This window comes from Aquimarina mytili (assembly GCF_016735115.1).
Taxonomy (GTDB): Bacteria; Bacteroidota; Bacteroidia; order Flavobacteriales; family Flavobacteriaceae; genus Aquimarina; species Aquimarina mytili.
In genome coordinates, this window is record NZ_JAERQJ010000012.1 from 58,152 (window position 1) to 77,618 (window position 19,467).

Consider the following 19,467-nt stretch of genomic DNA (forward strand, 5'->3'; position numbering starts at 1 on the left):
TAATCACACAATCTTACAACAATGAAAATACTATATAAATTATGCATACTAGGGATATTATGCCTGGTATCAAACATCACATACGCACAGATTAATCAATATTCTAATGATGGTAAAGTCGTTGCTTTAGATGATCCGGGAGGAGGTAATGAAGGGTTAAATTGTTTCTGTTTTGGTCCTGTTAATTTTGGATTGTTTAACAATGCTATATCACCTATAGCAGTGGGTAATGAAAGGAATGAGTTTTTGTATCGGCAAGAATTGTTACTGGCTCAAAAAATTGATCCTGATGGTATAAATTATTATCAATTATATCAAGAGTTTAACCTTCCGAGTAGTTATAACTTTTCATTTCTTCTCTACAACTATATAAGAACTAAAGAAACGAATACTGTAGCCCAGGATTATTATGTGGATGTTGATCAGTATTTTAAAGAAAAAAATGTATTTAATAGAGATGTTCTAAATAGCTCTACATTACACCATAAGATTCTTGATATTAGACAGCGAGAAGGAAATGGGATAAGTGCCAGTTATGGAGATTTAAAATATAATGGAACCAGGCTTAAGGATATATCAGATCCAGATGTATTGCAATTTATGACGTATGAGCTTGCTTTGCGAGAGCAGCAAAGAGATGCTTATAGAGGATATAATGTAGATGCAACCAAACTTGAGGATGCTAAAGGAAGAGGGATGTTAGAGAATAAGTTAACAGAAATCTATATGCACTACTATGATGGATTAAGTTACGAAGATCAAATACGCTATGTTACACGATTTAGGATTGCAGATTTTAGCCAGGATCGAAGCATTTTGATCGAGAGTCACCTCAATTTTAATGCTATTTTTAGATTAGATAGTGATAATCCTACTCTAACCAAAGAACTGGGAGATTATCTACTTTCTTTTCCGTATAATATTACTATTGATCCTCCAGTTTTTAATGAAATATCTGATGGTACAGCCTTGTATAATCTCGCTCTTAGTAATATGGGTGCAACAACTTCTAATTTTTTATTGTTTTCAGGGCTTAACTTTAGAAGTGTTTTAGAAGGGAATACCTATAGTCGGGGGATACTAGATAGGGTAGTAAACACGACCAGTATGTACCAAAATAATCAACCATTTACAGGGGCTTTTGATCCGTATATTACTGCCGGATCAGGAACATCTTTAAGCTTACCCACGGATTTGGGCGTGGACCTTGCGTATAAGTTTACCTTTAATACTGCAGGAGAAATTAATGGACTAAGAGGGTATAGTAATATGCTGTATGATTTATTTAACCTGGATGATAATCATAGAGCCTTAGAGGGCTCATTAATGAGAGCATTTTTTAATGCAGATCAACATAATCTTTACACACTTACAGATGATCAACTAGCCAGGCTGTTTAATTTTAGTACCGTATACCCTTATGGTACATATAGATTTAACTTCTTTTTAGAATATGCAAATACAGGTATTAAGGGAATTTTAGAACAAAATAATATCGATTTCTTTACGATGTTGGATCGCCCCTATGTGATCGAGGGGACCATCGCATTATTAAACAATCAACCTTTTGATTTTGCTTTTAGAGAGATGGTGTATGATCTTTCTAATGCTTTAAGTCTAAATCAAGATCAAAAAGATTGGTTGATTGACCATAGAGCAGAAGCCGAAGCACTTGATCAATATTATACAACTACCAACAATATAAACTTTGCCAATGAAGCATTAAATGCGTGGATGAATGGAGGAGATGTGGATTTTGATGAAAGAGTAATTGAAGAAGAAAGTTTTGAGAATTCAAAAGCCAATTGTGTGTACGAAAAACTAAAAGAGCGGAGTCAAGGTCTTAGAGATCTTATAAGAAATTTTCTTATAACGAATCCTGTTAATGCTGATTTAACTTTTAGAGTTGCACCGATACAACATCCAAACCCTCTTGTTATACCCAATGCAAACACAAGTTCACCACGAAACGGTATGATTACTATAACTATTAATGAAAATAACCTTGCGGATAGAACTGAACTTGGTTTAGCGCGAACCATTGTTCATGAAGCAATACATGCTAATATGTATCGGCAGTTATTACAAGTTTTTAATAATAACGGTAGTATTAGTGGTATATCTCATTCTAGGTTTCAACAAATTTTGAATGAAAATAAGTTCCCAGATATGTTTGCTGCTATTAGACAATATGGATTCGATAGATTTCAACACGACCTAATGGCAGAGAAATATCTTGGTATCATTGTTGATGCTATAAAAGCGTATGATAAAAACCAGCATTCTGAACAATTTTACAAAGATTTGGCTTGGGGAGGACTGCATAATACTGAGGCATACAGAGAACTTCCAGATAGTGAAGAAAGGAGAATAGAACAAGTAATAGAGAACTTTAATGCAACTGGCAATAAAATATGTGAATAATGAAATATATATTGTTTTTAACTACTTTATTATTAATCTCTTGTAATGAAAAATCGGAAAAAATTTATATGTTGATTGATAAAGACGACAAACTTATAGTAAAAGAAAATAGGTACTATCATCTTTTTGAAAATGAAGAACAATTGTTAGAATATAAAAGGGTGAAAAATTATAAACCTAACGATGTTCTCCAATTAACCGATACAATTGAGTTTAAGGACCAGCCTTTTTGTCCAGGCGCTAGTTTTTCAACGAGTAAAGAAAAAAATATTGATTTAAAAGCATTTAATGCATTACACCTCGTAAATAGAAAATCATTATTTCAAAGAAAAGAGACAATTTTCGAAATATACTTTGTTGAAAAAAAATCCAATAATAATTTCTCAGTTAAAAAAGGACATGTATTGATCTGTGAATAAAGATGTAGCATTTTTTCCCTTATTAATGCTAGAATGTCTAGTTATAAGAAATACAGAATAAACAATAAAAGCTATGGTATATGTAGTACCATAGCTTTTGTATTTTATAACATAATAATAAAGACAGAAGTTGCAAACTTGCGTCAGCTCTAAGGCAACGAATTAATCTACAGTTTAAGCAAGTGGCTTCATAACATTCACAATTCATCAATCGTAATTCGTCAATCAAAAATAACTTTCTCAGTCCCGGAAAATGAAACTGGGATGTTTTACTATTGTAATGAATTTAAAATTTAACCAAATATATAACACACAAAAACACACCAACATGATTAAAAAAACGATTCTAGTATTAAGTATGATCGCCCTAATCTTTTCTTGTAAATCTGATGATGATGCAGTACCTGTACTCACTTCAGATTTTGTGTATACGCAGGAAGAAAAAGATGCCGAGATTGCTCGACTCAAAGATTATATCACTCAAAAAGGATATGAAAATGTACAAGCAACCGAATCGGGATTACATTATATTATCGAACAGCAAGGTGAGGGACTAACTCCTGAAATGGATGATACGGTAATTGCTCATTATGAGACAACAAATCTTGAAACCGATGAAATAATAGGAAGTTCTAACCGAGAAGAAAATCAATATGGGCAAGCCTTACGAATGTATAGTCTTTTAAAGGGGGTTTCAGAAGGGTTTATGCTCGTTAATGAAGGTTCAGTAATTAGAATGTTTGTTCCCGGATATTTAGCTTTTGGTAAAATAGGAGATTCTTATAGAGGAATCGAACTTGAGACCAATATGATGTACAAAATGGAATTAAATATTGTACTAAAGAATTAAATAACGTGAATTCGAGATAACAAGGCTTTATAAGAAAATTTACTTGTCTTCGATACAATTTTCTTTCGAAAATCACTCAGACTGACGTAAATTTTCTTATTCTAAATTCACGTTACATAAACAAAAAACAGCCTTAGTTTTTACTGTAAGGCTGTTTTTATAGTGTACTAATAAAGGGAGTATAACCTTAATCTATACTTAGTGATTGTAAATAAACCTATGCTTTTCCTTTTGCATTTCTATCGGTACGACCATTGTCGTATAATCCTTGTAAAGTGGTTACTGTGCCCCCTTCGCTTAAAAAACGTATTCTAAAACTATCGAGACCTTTCAGCATAAACTCATTATCACTATAGGGGAGCAACTCGTATTTTGTTCCACTACCGCGCTGATAGAATAATTTACCATCCTCAAAGGTCACTTTGCGCGGGCCATAAACTCCTGCAAAGGACTTTAAAGTTTTAGTATCTAAGGTCACCGGATTAGTCTTTAATTTTAGTTTAGCAAGAGGCCATTCGTAGAAAGCCTGTAGATCTTTATCCGTGTTGTTTTTATTTAGTAGTTCTAAAGCTTTCATGTATGCAGTATCTAATGCATCTGCAGCCGAAGTCTTAATATGTGGACTTACCCCAGTGCCTTCCCAATTGGTTTTGGTGATTGGGTTAATAGCCCGACCTGTAGGGACCCAAACCATGAATCTATCTGTTGCTACAATAGAACCACCAGGATGTGCGCCACCTCCTGTTGTTTCGCCTACTAGAGTTGCACGCTTTAAATGTTTTAGATTGTAACTAAATTCTTCTGCTGCCGAAAAAGTCCTACCACTGGTTACTACATAAACAGGGGTGTCAGGATTGCGTGTACCACTTATATGTGGTAAGGTCCAGGTTTGAGAATTTTGATCTGTTGGGCGCCAATAGAAATTATTCAAATGCACAGGATGAGGTCCAAAGAGATAGCTTGTAATAAGTTGGATCATTGCCGGACTCCCTCCGCCATTATTTCGAAGATCAATAATAATAGCATCTGCATTACTCAAAAAGTTCATTGCAGCCACGGCGGTCTCTCCGGCATATTCTACATTAGAAAAACTTCGAAGATCCAAATAACCAATATTACCCGGCATAATTTTTACTTCTTTAAAACCAAAGTTATTTCGTTTCATAGCATTGACTTGGCGATTTAAATAAGCAATACTATCTTCAGTAGTAATTGTTTGTTGTTGTTCGGCTATTTGTTCTGGAGAAAAAATAACTCTTAAATGTTTATCGTTACTAATCGCTTGGAGATCTGTGGTTAAAGTCGTAGCAAACTCATGGGGGTCTAAGGTTGATTTGTAATCTCCTTTTTTAAGTTTAGATGCAATGCTTGAGAACATTTTTTTGGCAACCTCTGGAAAAATATAATTAGCATTTAGCTTACTACCTATAGAATCAACAACAATTTGTTGTTCTTTTGGAGTTAATGGTTCAACTTTTTTTTGTGCATTTAGTTGAGAGGCTAGTAGCATTAAAAATATTGCTACAAGAGATTTACGTATAGCTTTCATAATGTCATTTTTTTGTACAATTGGTTATGATTTTTCCTAAAATGATTTCCAATTGATTGAGTTCGTTTTTTGTGATTCCTTTTAATGATGAATTTCTATTATGATGAATGATAGGAGGGAGGGTTTCTAATACATCCTTTCCTTTATCTGTGATTTTAATTTTATAACGCCTTCTGTCTTCGGGGTTCATAGAGCGTTTTAGATATTTTTTGTGTACCATCGTGTCAATCATTCGTGTCATCGAAGCTTTATCTTTAAATACCAGTTCGGCAATTTCTTTTTGAGTTAAGTCTGGATGTTGATTCAGAAAAAGGAGTACCAAACCCTGATCGATAGTCATGTCTTGTATTTGTTCTGAAATGTTTTTCTGTGCAAATTTTCGATACTCTTTAATAGTACTTTCGATAACATGAAATATTGTTTCAGACGGAAGAGGTAGATCCATATATCTATATATTTGATGTAAATATAATTGATATATCAACTAAATAAATAAATTTAACTTTTTTTTAATTTAATACAGGATGGGGTTTCTAAAAGTGCTAAGAAGAGAAGTTATCTTAATACTCCAAAAGGTTTATCAGGTTCTTTTGGTAAATCCTTACGATTATAGGTGGTGTCAAACCTAGGGTCAGATACATACGGCATGCGTTCTTGCTTAATAACTTCAAGGGTTAAAAAATCAAATTCAGAGACTACTTTTCCAGTAATACGATAGATACCTTTGCCTCTAAAAGGATATTTTTTAGCTACAGGTGGAAAATGTACCGTATCAATCCATTGCCCATTCTGATCCAAAAATGTACCAAAATTCATACGATCTCCTTTAGAAGTTCCGGTATTTTTAACAGTAATTAAATAGCCATAGATCACAACAATTTTATTTAAATAAATTATTAAATCAGTACTTAAGAGCGTACTTGTTGGTGGTTTTTCTAATAAGATAAATGGGTCATACAACGAAAAGTTTAATAGTTCTAATTGATCAAAGGCATTTTCTAAATCTGTAATGGTAAACTTGGGTAGAGTAAAATCTTTGATATGCACCTCAAAAAGCTGTTGCTGAAACTCATTTATAGTGATATGATTACATTTATAATATGCTTCCCATAATAAGCTTCTTTTATCTTTTCCTAAAATTCTAAAAACATCGATACGAATTAGAATATCTAACTGTTCTATAGAAAGTGGTACTCGCTCCATAAAATCATCTAAAGAACAAAATGAACCATGCACTCGAGCTTCCATTATTTTTAACATAGAACGTTTTTCCAACCCTTGCAAATGTTGAAATCCCAGATAGATTTCTTTTCCTTTAATTGTGGTATCTATCGAACTTTTATTGATACAAGGTACATGAATAATGGCTCCATTTAGTCTTGCTTCATGTATATAGGTTTCAACTCTATAAAATCCTCCTCCATTATTGATAGTGGCCACCATATATTCTAAGGGGTAATAACATTTTAAAAATAAACTTTGATACGACTCTACAGCATACGAAGCCGAATGCCCTTTTGCAAATGCATAACCGGCAAAACTCTCTATTTGTCGCCATACTTCAAATATTACGTCATCGGCCTCACCTCGTTCTCGACAATTGGCTATAAACTTATTTCGTACAGCCTGAAATTCTTCACGAGATCGATATTTACCACTCATTCCTCTACGTAGTACATCGGCCTCTCCTAAATTAAGGCCTGCATAATGATGTGCTACTTTGATTACATCTTCCTGATATACCATTACTCCATAGGTATCTGGCATAATATCCCATAACACTGGATGGGCTAGTTTTCGTCGTGCAGGATTTTTATGTCGTAAGATATACTCCCGCATCATACCACTTTTGGCAACTCCAGGGCGTATAATAGAGCTCGCCGCTACGAGAGTGAGATAATCTTGTACTCCTAACTTTTTTAATAACATTCGCATGGCAGGAGATTCTACATAAAAACAACCGATACATTCTGCTCTTTCGATCATCGCATTGATATTGGGATCTTCAAAAAAAGGTTTTGCGTTGTGGATATTTGGTAAGATTACATCAGGATGATTTTCTTTGATAATAGCAATAGCATCTTTTATTTTTCCAAGTCCTCGCTGCCCTAAAATATCAAATTTATATAGTCCAACATCTTCGGCAATATGCATATCAAATTGTACTGTTGGAAATCCTTTGGGAGGTAGGTGAGTGGCAGAAAAATAATGTATAGGTTTTTCAGAAATAAGAATTCCGGCAGCATGAATACTGATATAATTTGGCTTTCCATGAAGATATTTTGCATACCGAAGTACTAATTTTGAAAGATCATCGAGTTTGTTAGGATCATATTTACCACTACTTAGCTTATCAATTTCATGTTTAGGAAGCCCAAATACTTTTCCCAATTCGCGTACTGCTCCACTATGTTTAAAGGTTACATAGGCTCCTAGTAAAGCTGCTTGACCATTTGTGCCAAAGGCTTCAAAAATAAAACGAGTAACATCTTCTCGATCCCAGCTAGAAAAATCAATATCGAAATCCGGAGGGCTGGCTCGATATAAATTCATAAATCGCTCAAAATACAAATCTAATTCTATAGGGTCTACATCAGTAATCTCTAATAAATAGGCAACGATACTATTAGCTCCACTTCCGCGGCCTACATGATAATAATCCATAGATTTTGCATATTGGATAATCTTCCAATTAATCAGAAAGAAACTTACAAAGTTTTGTTGCTTGATCAACGAGAGTTCTTTTTTTAAACGTTGGCGTATGTCTTCAGTAACAATTTCATAGCGTTTTGGGAGCCCCGATTCGCATAGCTTTACAAGCTTATCATAATCTTGATTAACACTTCCAAAAACCGTTTTTAAATTTTGATTTTCTCTATCTTTTGAAAAATTAAATTCAATATGGCATTGAGTCAGTAATCGTTTTGTGTTTTCTAGAATATGGGGATAATCTTCAAAGGCTTTTTTGATGTGTGCTAAAGGATGTATTTTATGCTCTGGTTTACCTTGTTGGGATTCGGGTAATTTACTTAATAGCGTATTAGTATCGATAGCCCGAAGTAATCGATGCGTATTAAAATCTCGTTTGTTTCTAAAAGTAACTGTATGAAGTACTACTAATTTGTCTGTAAACTCACTCAGTTTTGAAAAACGTAATTTATTAATATCAGCAAGACTGATACCGATAAATTCATGAGTAGAAAAGGTTGTTTTTTCTATTTCTAACAATTTCTCAAAAGGATAAATCACCACACTATGCTCAAAAGACGGGGCCTGTTCTGGAAACCTTTTTTCTTGATGTAAATGCTTAGAAAGAAATTGATTTAATTCCAGAAAGCCTTTATTGTTTTGTGCCAGGCATACATAACATTGTTGTGCATCGTTACGAAAATCAATCCCCACTATAGGAGTAATATTATATGAAGGTGCTTTTCGAATAAAATTTAAACAAGCCGAAGTCGTATTGATATCGGTCAACGGAAAATGCTCGCAACCATACTCTTGAGCCATTTCTAACAGCTCAATTTCGGATATAGTACCATAACGCAAACTATAATATGAATGGTTGTTTATATACATTTTTCTTAGATACGATACTTATTTATTGGGTTCTATGTGCCAAAACGATAGGCGGTTCTCCATTAAATGGGTTGGTAAAATTTCCAATAGTACGTGCTCCATCTCCCATGGTAGCGGCACGCATAATACTTCGATCTCCATATCGTATTCGGATGTTGTCCATGGCTTTATAGAGATTTACAGTCTTTTTTTCGTCATCAAATAAATTGATTTGATAAGTTCCCGCAGTAAGACTACTATATCGTACTCCAACAAGTCGTATTAGTAATCTTCTGCTATAAAGTTTTTCAAAAAGTTCCATCACTACAGGGAGCAAATGATGATCGGCCGATGTGTATGGTATTTTTAATTGTTTAGAATAGGTTTGAAAATCGGAGTAACGAATCTTAACGGTTACACACGAAGTGAGCTTTCCGCCTCGTCTTAATTGAAAAGCCAGGTTCTCTGCCATTGCCCTTATCGTAGTCTTAAGTGTAGTGATATTGGTTGTGTCTTGTCCGTAAGTACGCTCGCTAGAAATTGATTTCCGTTCATGATATTCTATAATCGGAGTATGATCGATACCATTAGCACGTTGCCATATTACACGTCCATTTTTCCCAAATACAGAAGTCATCATTTCAACTGGCATTTGCTGTACCGTATGAACATTTTTAATACCCATATTACAAAAGGTGCGATAAGTTTTCTCACCTACCATGGGTATTTTTTTGATGGATAGTGGAGCAAGAAAAGCTTTTTCATAACCAGTATCAATTTTGAGCTGATTATTAGGTTTGGCTTCGTTTGTTGCTACCTTGGATACGGTTTTATTAACAGACAATCCAAATGAGATAGGTAAGCCTGCTTCTCGAATGATTTTATTGCGTAACTCTGAAGCAAACTTATAGCATCCAAAAAAACGATCCATGCCTGTTAGATCGGCATAGAATTCATCTACACTAGATTTTTCTAAAACAGGTACTTCACTTTGTAAAATTTCGGTGACCTGCTTTGAAAATTTAGTATAAGTTCCTGCATTACCCCTTATATAGACTGCATTAGGACAAAGTTGCCTGGCCATTTTCATAGGCATTCCTGAATGTACCCCATAGGCTCGGGTTTCATAGCTGGCTGCGCTTACTACACCACGATCGCCAGTGCCGCCTACAATAACAGGTTTATTATTCAATCTGCTATCCAAAAGACGCTCGCAGGACACAAAAAATGTATCCAGATCGAAGTGTACAATTGTCGTATTCATAACGCTTACTTTTACATATATATAATATTGTTTCCCCCGTTTTTACGTAAGTAACTTTGGATGATTTTTGTCGTGTGATACGTATGCTTTTGTAATGTTAAAAAGGTTTCAAAATCATCAATATGTGATACTTGTTCAGATTGATGTACATAACCAAATCCTTTATAGATTCCATTTTGTATCATTACAAAACTGTGTTCATCTATTGTCCTGCCTTTTTCCCTTATTAGGTAGGTTTCTTTTTGTTTTTTTAATGATATTAATGCTTGTTGCACTCTCATGTTATATAATACTACAGATTCCTGTCCATGGCATATTCCTTTACAATTCTTTATACGATAATGAGAACAACGCTCTGTAGTACTTTGTAGATTACAATATCGCGGACATAATTGGTAATCAAAACATAACCGTTCTAACTGCTCTATAGCATCAGATCTTCTATAAAATACTTCTAGTGAATGATCTGTGCTTTTTGATCTATCGATGGCCAGTTGTATAATTCCTTTTCGATTGATATACTGTATGATTCGATATGGAGCAATTGTCTTTTTTTGAGCCCTGTTGAATGTTGGATAATGTTTCTGGATCTTCTCGGCTTCTAATAACAAAGCAACTAATTCATTACCGGTTACCTCGTAGTCTATAGTATGAGTATTTTGGCCAAGGGCATACTCTTTATTTTTTTTATCATAAAAATGACTAAGTACCCGTTGCTTTATATTCTTTGCTTTACCGGCATAAATCACTTTTCCTTTTTGATCTTTAAATAGATAAATTCCGGTTTTTTCTGGCAATGCATTGATGATTTTTACATCGAGATGTGGAGGTAGTGTTGCTTCTTTAGAACGAGCATTTAAAAAAGAGTTGATGATGGTATACTCTGGATCTAATTCTAAAATTTGCTGAAACAAAATCACAGTAGCATCGGTATCCCCTTCGGCACGGTGGCGATCTACTAATGGGATATTAAGTGACGAACACAGTCTGCCCAGACTATACGAAAATAACCCCGGTATTAATTTTCTGGAAAGCCGAACGGTACATAGTTTTTTTCGCGTAAATGCGATTCCTAATTTTTTAAACTCTCCTCTAATCACATTATAGTCAAAATTGACATTATGGGCTACAAAAATAGCATCAGTAGTTATCTCGATAATACGATCTGCAATCTCATCAAAGGTAGGTGCATCACGAACCATATCATTATCAATACCGGTTAGACCTGTGATAAAAGGGGGTATATTTTGCTCTGGATTGACTAGCGAAGTAAACTTGTCAAGGATTATATCTCCTTGTAATAAAACAATGCAGATCTCTGTAATACGATTGCCTAAAATACCACCTCCGGTAGTTTCGACATCAATAACGGTATATAATTGGTCTTGCATTCTACTTTTATTAAGGAAATACAAAACTACTATAAAAATATGAATTATTGGAATAATTCCTAAATAATGGAATTATTCCAATTAAAAATAAATCATTAACTAGATAAAAGTGACCATATTTGATAAAAATAGGAAGCACAATAGTTGCTTAAGATATAAATACTCCCTTACACTTTACTAGCTTCTTGACTTGTATTAGCCAGAAAACGCCTTTCTGTGTTTAATTCAAATCCTCCTCTTAATAGAAACCCGAGTTGATTATGACACTTCCTTCCAATATATATGTAGATCCGTTCCGGTTGGCAATATCTATGTTGTTAGCTGTTGAGCCTTTCTATTAAATCTTAAACCTCTTTGATGTAAAAAAATGCTTCGTTAGAATTATCTGCAAACAGTATTCGGTTATTTTCCTCACTAACCAGGTGTCCACCATTTCTTAGAATTATATTTTTGGTATTCTTTAAACTATCAACACCAAAAGTGCATACCCAATATTCATATTTTCCTTTGTATTGGTTTTGTATTTCTAATATATCTGCCACATGTTCTTCTTTATGGTTTAAAATTTCATATACCCCATCTTGATTTTGGACGATTTCCCATTCAAAAATTCCTTTATAAAACGGGATGGTATTTTTTACATCAGAAACATGTAGCTCATTCCAAATAAGGGTATTTTCTTTGTTTTTTGTTCTTGTAGTTTTCAGTTTGCTGCCTTTATAAATGGTAAAACCAGCACCTTGGGGATCTCGAATTAGAGCAACTTTACCAAAACCGCTGATTTCGTAATTCATTTCAATAATACCTCCTAGTTGTTTAGCCTTATCCACTGTTGCATCCAGGTTTGTTACCTGAATATAAGTCATCCAAAAATGGGGCATTCGCATTTGTTTAAATTTTTCAGGAGTTTTGTATAAGCCCGAAACTTCGTCATTACCAAGATATGCTATGTAGTAATTACCACTCTTGTAATATGTCCATCCAAAAACATGTTTATAAAAAGACATAGTTTTTTCAGGAGAATAGGTAGATATATCTGCAAAAAATGGATTGTTTGGTAACATAGGTCTATTTATTAGTTGAAGTACCTTGATCGTGGGTTGGCATCCAATCTGGTGCTTTTATAAAAACCAATAGTTTATTTTTAAACCCATTTACCTTTTTTAATTTTTTCAGGAAACGTGAAATACCGTGCAAAAATACTTTAATTGGGTTGTTGCTATGTATTGGTTCTGAAATTCCATATCGAACTTTCTCAACTTCAGGCTCAAAAGTACCAAGCATTCTATCCCAGATAATTAAAATACCCGCGTAATTTTTGTCCCAATACTGTCGATTAGAGCCATGATGTACTCTATGATGCGAAGGGGTATTGAAAATGAACTCTACAGGTTTTATAAATTTGCCTATTATTTCGGTATGAAGTAGTGTTTGAAAAACCTGAACAAAAACTTCTGATAATAAAACTAAAATAGGATCAAAACCTAGCATAACTATAGGCAAAGAAAATATAATTGGCATGATAGCATCCAAGGGGCCGAACCTATAGGCTACAGACATATTAAAATGAGGTGAGCTATGATGCACGGTATGAGTCGCCCAACCAATACCAATTCTATGCATCATTCTGTGCTCCCAGTAATAGGCAAAATCTGCAAGTAATATACAGCATATTATGGTTATCCAATTAAGTTCGAGATGTGGTAAGCTAAAGTTATTATAAATCCAAAAATAAACTTTGGTTATGGCTAATAGCCCTAAAATAATTTCTATTACGTAGAATCCTCCAAAAGTTATGATATTGGCTATGCTATCTAAAATTAAATCCTTGTTTAACTTTTTTAAGTAGGCATACCTTATCAACTCCAATACAAAAAATGGAAGAATAATATAGATTAGACTTAAATCATTAAGAATATAAAACCAATAATTTACATCTATCCAATCGAGTTTTTTTGATAAAAATTCTATCATGATTATTGTCTTTTCCAGGTTTCTACATCACCATAACCATAATGATCATAGCTTAATTTAAAAGTGTTTTCATCTACCATATCAATTTGGCAGTTAACCTGGTATTGTTGATCTTCGTATTCAACGGTATACCTACCTTTGCCCTTATATCCATCAAAGCTTTTAATGATTAAAGTTTTAGCGCCTTCAGCCTTTTTTTGATTGCCTTTTTCATCTTGATATTGATGAGTATATGCATTAAAAACTTTTCCTTCTTTTTTAATACTATATACTACAGCTCCTTTAAAATTGTCACTATTGTAGCTAACTTTCCATTTCCCAACTATATAATCGGTTTCTGGATTACTTTTTGTTATTTTCTTTGGATTTTCATCTTGATAAAGATTCTGCTTCTGATTTAAATCTATAGAGTCTTCGTAACTATAATTTAAATCGTCTTTTTGTGACGCAAAACTTGTTAAATGTGCAATCCCTGCAATAAAAATTATTACAGCTAAGCTTCTGAATACTAATGTTGTTTTTTTCATTTTTTAAATACTTTTTACAAAAATGAGGATGATTAGAATCATATTTTTTGATCTATATCAAAATCTTCAGAGAACTTAAAATTTACTAAGAATCTATTTTCTAATTCTACTTAATGTTTCTTGCGAAATCCCTAAGAAAGAAGCAATATACCCTAGTTTTACTCTTAATTCGATATTTGGAAAATAGCTTAGAAGTACATCATATTTTTCTTTTGCAGAAAGAAAAGACCAGCCTTTGGAGAATTCATCTATAAACGTTAGCATTTCCTCGGCAAGAAGGCGAGCAAAGTTTCCAAAAGCAGGAAAATCTGCTATTAGCTTTTGATAGTGTTTGTAACTAATTTGGTATAGCAAGCAATCCTCTAAACACTCAATTTCTTCAAAGCTCTGTTTTTGTGCATAAAAACTGTGCCATGAGGTAATAAATAAATTTTCATTGTAAAACCAGGATGATATTTGCTTGTCATCATGGTAATAATAATTGTGCAGAACACCTTTTTTTATAAAATACAGATAGTTAGCTTTATTTCCTTGGATCAGAATCTTTTCTCCTTTTTTAGTTTCCTTTTCTTCAAAATCATTTATAATTCGTTGCCGTAATTCTGGACTCAAAAAGCATCTATTACTAATTTCTTGAAGTAAACTTTGCATAATAATTTTTTTGACTACTTTATTTTGTTGAGTTTGCAGCTAATGTTAAATATATGAATTGGTGTAAGGGCAAACACATCTACACCAACAGGTTAATTACTTAACCGCTATGATCAAATATATGCAATTGGAACATACTATTTTCTGTTTTTATACAGTTCGATAGCCTTTAAGAATTTCATTCCTCCTTTTTCTGTTTGGTCGTATATGAATCCATTTAATTCAGGATGATTTTGATCAACCCAGTTCAAGAGTTTGGTTCTGTTTCTCTCCCAAACTTTATCTTTAAAAACCACATTCTTTCTTTCGATACTAATTATTTTATCGGTATCAAATCTGATAAAGGCACTCCAAACAGTTGGTTCTTCATGAAGAAAACGGATTCTTTTATCCTCTTTTGAAATCTTTACTTTAACAATTTCGTTTTCTTGATCAATTTCAAGGATTTTATATTTTGGGTCAAATACTGAATCCCATTTTAACCATTTTTCAATATATTCTTTATGTGAAAATGTTTGTTCATAGTTATAATCAGTTTCTTTGGTATGAAGACTATCGGCCAACAAAATTTTCATAGTAACACCATCAGAATTATCAAGAGCCTTGTAATATTGCTTTGTAATTTCAAGTCTGTCAATTTTCTTTTCAGAAGTTATGCAGGATATAAATCCAATGGTCAAAAAAAATGATAGGATTATAATTTTCTTCATTAGTATTTTGTTTTACGTAATATACTGCAACGACTCTTGTATATTACATTTGCTTCTCGACTAGGGTTGGAGCATATGCAATATACAAATTGTTATGCGGTCGACTTTCTAATTAATTTTTTTTCGAAAACAATATTTTCATATCCTATACCATTCACAAGAAAAGTTGATTTGCCAACTTCTTTATACTCGTTCCTTTGATAAAACCGTATTGCTCTTTTATTTTCTTTATATACAGAAAGCCACATCATATCCAGTTGTTGATTACTTACTATTTCTTCAAGAAAAGTTAGAAATTGCTGCCCTATTTTTAATGGAATAAAGTGTTGTAAAATATAGATTCGTTCTAATTTGCAGGATTTTTTTGAAGTCATGTTTTTATGCCCTGAATTTAGCACCAATTTTGCATATCCTACGGGTAATTCATCTATGTAAATGATATAGAACACATTTTTTTGATTATTCATATCTATCCTCGTTTTTGAAACCGAAAAAGCGTCCTTAATATATTCGTCTAAATCCATTTTATTGTCAATAAAATGGCCATGGGATTCAACATATGTAATTGTTCCTAGAAGTGCTAAAATTTCTGTATTGGCTTCCTTTGCTGTTTTAATTTCAATCATCTTTCTTGGGTTTTAAATTCTTTAATCGATATATGTGTAACAGCACAGCTATTGAACAACCAATTATTATAGGATATGCATTTAATAATATACCATACACTATATAGATTGTATTTGCCAAAGTGGAAATTATACGTAGTTTATATTCTCCTTTTACAGACATAGAATAGAGATTTATAGTTAATCCTATATATCCTATAGCATTGATAATAATAGAATCCATTAAGCTATACTTTTTACAGTTCAAATATATTTTGAGTATATTTATCTTGCAATAACTGTCAAACTTGACAGTCCAATTTTTTTTGAAATGATAATAGAAGGAGAGCACAAAGGGTATAAGATTAACGAGAAGATTTATCACTGTGGTACAAGTGTCACAATGGGTTTTATTGGTGGAAAATGGAAATGTGTGGTTTTGTGGAATTTGCGAAAGGGTGCTTTACGCTTTTCGGAGTTAGGACATTTAAGTCCCTATATAACCGAAAAAATGTTGAGTATTCAGTTAAAATCTTTAGAAGAGGATGGGTTGATAGAACGTACAAGTTATGGCAAAAAAGCACCATATCGTGTTTACTACAATCTTACTAGTTTTGGCAAGACTTTGATTCCTGTAATAGAAGTTATAACAAATTGGGGTATAGAGTTAGCGACAAATAAAGGGGAATTAGTAGACCTGTAGTAAACTTTTTATTGACCCACAACGTTCGGATATGGCACGTACCTCTGAACTTTTTTACTGCTCTAAAGGATCGGTTTTATTCTTCACTTTCAAGTAGCTAGTCTAGCCTGAGACATGTGCTATATCATATATTACAATGGATTGATTATAATGGTCAATTCAAACTTTATTTATCTAATGATAAATATCTTTCTTTTATGATGTTAAAATGATGGATTTGATGTGCCGTTATTGTCAATCCAATAGTGTACAAAGGCATTTCATATTCAAAAAACACACAATTTTTTTCGAGTATTTTCTTACTGAAAGATTCAAACATCAGTATTGTTGATTGACGTACAATCTGAAGTTCATTTACCAATTGTACAATTGACAGCTCATCGGCATTCGAGTTTTTACCCATTATTTCTTGGTCATGCGCCTCTGGGATGGTACCTTCTCCACGAGCAAAAAGTATAGCTCTAAAACACCAAATTCTTTCCCAATCAATGAGATGCTGCAATATTTTATGAATTGTCCATTTATCTCTTTCATATGTTTTCAAGCCAATTCTGTTTAATTGAGCGATATCAATGTCATTGATTTCTTTCAAACTGAGTTTGAGAGCCTCTGTGAGATCAGTACCCTCATTTAGCTTAAAAACATATTCTAAAAACTCTGGATTCTTTTTAACTTCTTGATTTTTCATGAATAATTATGTTTTTTAGGTAATTGATGTAAGATTCGTATGTGATAGTACGTTTAAATCCTGCCAATTCATAGCTAGCCATCCGCAGCACTAAAGCATATGAATAACTACACTGAAAAACATCAACAGTCATTATAAGTGCTGATAAAACAACACACGAATACATTGATTAAAAGGAAATTCGTTCGGAAGAATACCCGAACACGGAATTACTAGCCTTAGTGTTTGCTAGCTAATAATTAAGCTACTATAAATTTCAGAATCACTCTCAAAATATGAATTATTTATGTGATATAAATATATGCAATTTTGCGTAAACATTTCATAAATGAAATCAAATTCGCTACTGGGCATAGCACCCTTATTGAATTAGTTTGTTTCTTAAGTTGATGCCAATAAGCTTATTGGTTGAATTATGGTCTTCAATTGTTGCATCATTCATCACATTTGTAAAACATGATGGTATCAAGATCATCTGTAATGACTAAATCGGTATTACATCTAAAACAAACTTCTTTTTGCATTTAATTACCTGAAAACTTTTTGTATATGAAAAGTAGCTTGATAGTAGAGTCAAACTTTTCGGCTAGTATAAATGTATGAAAAAAGCGCAAGCTTTAGTGACTAGCGCTTAATTAACTATTTTTATCTGATTTTAGTTATCTGCTATTTTTTAATTCGTTTTCGTATTCCTCTAATTTTTTCCAAATATCAATAAATTCTTTAACTCCTTCTTTATTCAGATCAGTATTTACAATTAGAATTTTACCTACACCTGTCTTGGTGTTAAAAAACATATGTGTTGCTACTCCAGGATCTCCTCCGGTATGACCAATTTGGTTTTGAGCTGAAATTCCCATAAAAATTCCCATATTATACTCATCGTTATAGGCACTATCATTTCTTTCTTCAAAGTGTCCTTCTGTCAATTGTGGTGTGAATAGTTCATCGTAACTTTTTTTATTCAAGATCTTACCTTTACCGTTAAAACCGGCAATTAATTCGGAAAGATATTTTCCTAAATCAGATGATGATGTAATTAATCCTCCGTCTGGATAATTTACTAATAGATAAAAGGCTAACTCAGTTTCTGCACTTGCATAAAGTTTAGAGTGTTTTAAAATATTTACTTCGTTAAAACTCCAACCAGTGTTTGACATAGTTAATGGCTTGAAAATATATTCATTTGTGAACTCAGAAAATGATTTTCCCGTTGCATTTTCTAAAACAAGCGCTGCCAGACCTGCGGCGATATTAGAATATTCAAACTTTTCCCCCGGTATATTCTTTAAAAAACTTCCTTTCTTATACCATTTACCATCTATACTTAAAATTTGTTTCAAAAACGTATTTTGAGCTAGCATTTCACTTGGTAAACGAAAATTACGATTTACCTTAGTCCCATCATTATTTCTTTCTTTTAAGATATATCCATATTTCTCATAACTTGAAGCATCTTTAATGCTAGAAGTATGTGTGGCCAATTGCCTTATTGTTATCTCATGATTTGGAAAATATGGATTTGTTACCTGAAAAGATAGATACTTATTTATTGGATCATCAAGTTTCAATTTGTTCAATTCTTGTGCCTTAAGCAAGGCTATGCCAATAAAAGTTTTCGAAATAGAGGCAATATTTTGAATAGTATTTTCAGTATATTCTAACTTTTTTTTAATATCTGAATATCCAAACCCCTTAGTAAACAGTATGTTTTTTTGATCGACAATAGCAACTGAGAACCCAGTAATATGGTCCCGGGAATAAATGTTCTCTAGTTCTTGAGTTAGCTTGTTTGATGTAGTGTTATTAATCTGACAAAAGCCGAAATTAAGTGAAATACTCAATGTCAAAGTAATAATTGTTTTTTTCATATTTCCCTTTAGGTTTTTTGAATTCTGGTTACAAATAATGGTTTGTGTATGACTAGTTTCGAGAAAATACGCAGGTACTTTCCACCGTTGTTAAAGATAATTAATACAAGTGAATTTTCGATAGGGAAATTCCGTAGCAATTAATTATAGCATCGATGAAAAAGCAGTAAGTCGAGTATCTTTAAAATGAACTAAAAATTAAAGATATGAATACTCAAATTACCGCTTGCCCTAAGTTATACATTGGTATCGACATTCACAAGCGAAGCTGGAAGGTTCACTG

18 protein-coding genes are annotated in these 19,467 nt (G+C 32.9%); 4 read left to right on the forward strand and 14 right to left on the reverse strand.

Annotated features, from left to right (window positions below):
* Positions 1-21 precede the first annotated feature (21 nt).
* The 3 genes from JJQ60_RS19835 to JJQ60_RS19845 all read left to right on the forward strand — a co-directional run bounded on the left by JJQ60_RS19835 (position 22) and on the right by JJQ60_RS19845 (position 3,693).
* Positions 22-2,424 carry a hypothetical protein gene (locus JJQ60_RS19835; protein ID WP_201924193.1) on the forward strand — a complete coding sequence of 801 codons (2,403 nt, stop codon included), beginning with the start codon at positions 22-24 and terminating at the stop codon, positions 2,422-2,424.
* Positions 2,424-2,843, forward strand: coding sequence for a hypothetical protein (locus JJQ60_RS19840; RefSeq protein ID WP_201924194.1), 420 nt, complete (start codon positions 2,424-2,426; stop codon positions 2,841-2,843). Before JJQ60_RS19835 ends, JJQ60_RS19840 begins: the two co-directional genes overlap by 1 nt.
* Before the next feature lie 328 nt (positions 2,844-3,171).
* Positions 3,172-3,693 (forward strand): FKBP-type peptidyl-prolyl cis-trans isomerase, encoded by a 522-nt coding sequence (locus JJQ60_RS19845; RefSeq protein WP_201924196.1) that lies wholly within the window; start codon positions 3,172-3,174, stop codon positions 3,691-3,693.
* Positions 3,694-3,910: 217 nt separating this feature from the next.
* On the opposite strand, the gene JJQ60_RS19850 is transcribed toward JJQ60_RS19845, so the two are convergent.
* The 12 genes from JJQ60_RS19850 to JJQ60_RS19905 form a co-directional block, all read right to left on the reverse strand.
* Positions 3,911-5,242 (reverse strand): S41 family peptidase, encoded by a 1,332-nt coding sequence (locus JJQ60_RS19850; protein ID WP_201924198.1) that lies wholly within the window; start codon positions 5,240-5,242, stop codon positions 3,911-3,913.
* A 4-nt stretch (positions 5,243-5,246) separates the two neighbouring features.
* Entirely contained in the window at positions 5,247-5,687 is a 441-nt protein-coding gene (locus JJQ60_RS19855) for a MarR family winged helix-turn-helix transcriptional regulator (protein WP_201924200.1), read from the reverse strand.
* Positions 5,688-5,797: 110 nt separating this feature from the next.
* Positions 5,798-8,821: a DNA polymerase III subunit alpha gene (locus JJQ60_RS19860; protein ID WP_201924202.1), complete on the reverse strand. Its 3,024-nt coding sequence runs from the start codon at positions 8,819-8,821 to the stop codon at positions 5,798-5,800.
* 22 nt (positions 8,822-8,843) lie between these two features.
* Entirely contained in the window at positions 8,844-10,064 is a 1,221-nt protein-coding gene (gene dinB / locus JJQ60_RS19865; protein ID WP_201924205.1) for a DNA polymerase IV, read from the reverse strand.
* Between the two features lie 11 nt (positions 10,065-10,075).
* Positions 10,076-11,455: an exonuclease domain-containing protein gene (locus tag JJQ60_RS19870; RefSeq protein ID WP_201924206.1), complete on the reverse strand. Its 1,380-nt coding sequence runs from the start codon at positions 11,453-11,455 to the stop codon at positions 10,076-10,078.
* A gap of 344 nt (positions 11,456-11,799) precedes the next feature.
* Positions 11,800-12,519 (reverse strand): VOC family protein, encoded by a 720-nt coding sequence (locus tag JJQ60_RS19875; RefSeq protein WP_201924208.1) that lies wholly within the window; start codon positions 12,517-12,519, stop codon positions 11,800-11,802.
* Between the two features lie 4 nt (positions 12,520-12,523).
* Positions 12,524-13,429, reverse strand: a complete 906-nt coding sequence (locus JJQ60_RS19880) for a sterol desaturase family protein (RefSeq protein WP_201924209.1) — start codon at positions 13,427-13,429, stop codon at positions 12,524-12,526.
* Between the two features lie 2 nt (positions 13,430-13,431).
* Positions 13,432-13,956, reverse strand: a complete 525-nt coding sequence (locus tag JJQ60_RS19885; RefSeq protein WP_201924210.1) for a hypothetical protein — start codon at positions 13,954-13,956, stop codon at positions 13,432-13,434.
* A 93-nt stretch (positions 13,957-14,049) separates the two neighbouring features.
* Positions 14,050-14,607, reverse strand: coding sequence for a Crp/Fnr family transcriptional regulator (locus tag JJQ60_RS19890; RefSeq protein ID WP_201924211.1), 558 nt, complete (start codon positions 14,605-14,607; stop codon positions 14,050-14,052).
* A gap of 137 nt (positions 14,608-14,744) precedes the next feature.
* The gene (locus JJQ60_RS19895; protein WP_201924212.1) at positions 14,745-15,317 is read right to left on the reverse strand and encodes a hypothetical protein; all 573 of its coding nucleotides are present in this window, start codon (positions 15,315-15,317) and stop codon (positions 14,745-14,747) included.
* A 92-nt stretch (positions 15,318-15,409) separates the two neighbouring features.
* Positions 15,410-15,943, reverse strand: a complete 534-nt coding sequence (locus JJQ60_RS19900; RefSeq protein WP_201924213.1) for a GNAT family N-acetyltransferase — start codon at positions 15,941-15,943, stop codon at positions 15,410-15,412.
* The gene (locus JJQ60_RS19905; RefSeq protein ID WP_201924214.1) at positions 15,936-16,166 is read right to left on the reverse strand and encodes a YgjV family protein; all 231 of its coding nucleotides are present in this window, start codon (positions 16,164-16,166) and stop codon (positions 15,936-15,938) included. Before JJQ60_RS19905 ends, JJQ60_RS19900 begins: the two co-directional genes overlap by 8 nt.
* 87 nt (positions 16,167-16,253) lie before the next feature.
* Between JJQ60_RS19905 and JJQ60_RS19910 the strand changes: the two genes are divergently transcribed.
* Positions 16,254-16,625, forward strand: coding sequence for a winged helix-turn-helix transcriptional regulator (locus JJQ60_RS19910; protein WP_201924216.1), 372 nt, complete (start codon positions 16,254-16,256; stop codon positions 16,623-16,625).
* A gap of 166 nt (positions 16,626-16,791) precedes the next feature.
* Here JJQ60_RS19910 and JJQ60_RS19915 read toward each other — a convergent pair whose 3' ends face one another.
* Positions 16,792-17,313 (reverse strand): DinB family protein, encoded by a 522-nt coding sequence (locus tag JJQ60_RS19915; protein WP_201924218.1) that lies wholly within the window; start codon positions 17,311-17,313, stop codon positions 16,792-16,794.
* Between the two features lie 659 nt (positions 17,314-17,972).
* Positions 17,973-19,184 carry a serine hydrolase domain-containing protein gene (locus JJQ60_RS19920; protein ID WP_201924220.1) on the reverse strand — a complete coding sequence of 404 codons (1,212 nt, stop codon included), beginning with the start codon at positions 19,182-19,184 and terminating at the stop codon, positions 17,973-17,975.
* Positions 19,185-19,467 lie beyond the last annotated feature (283 nt).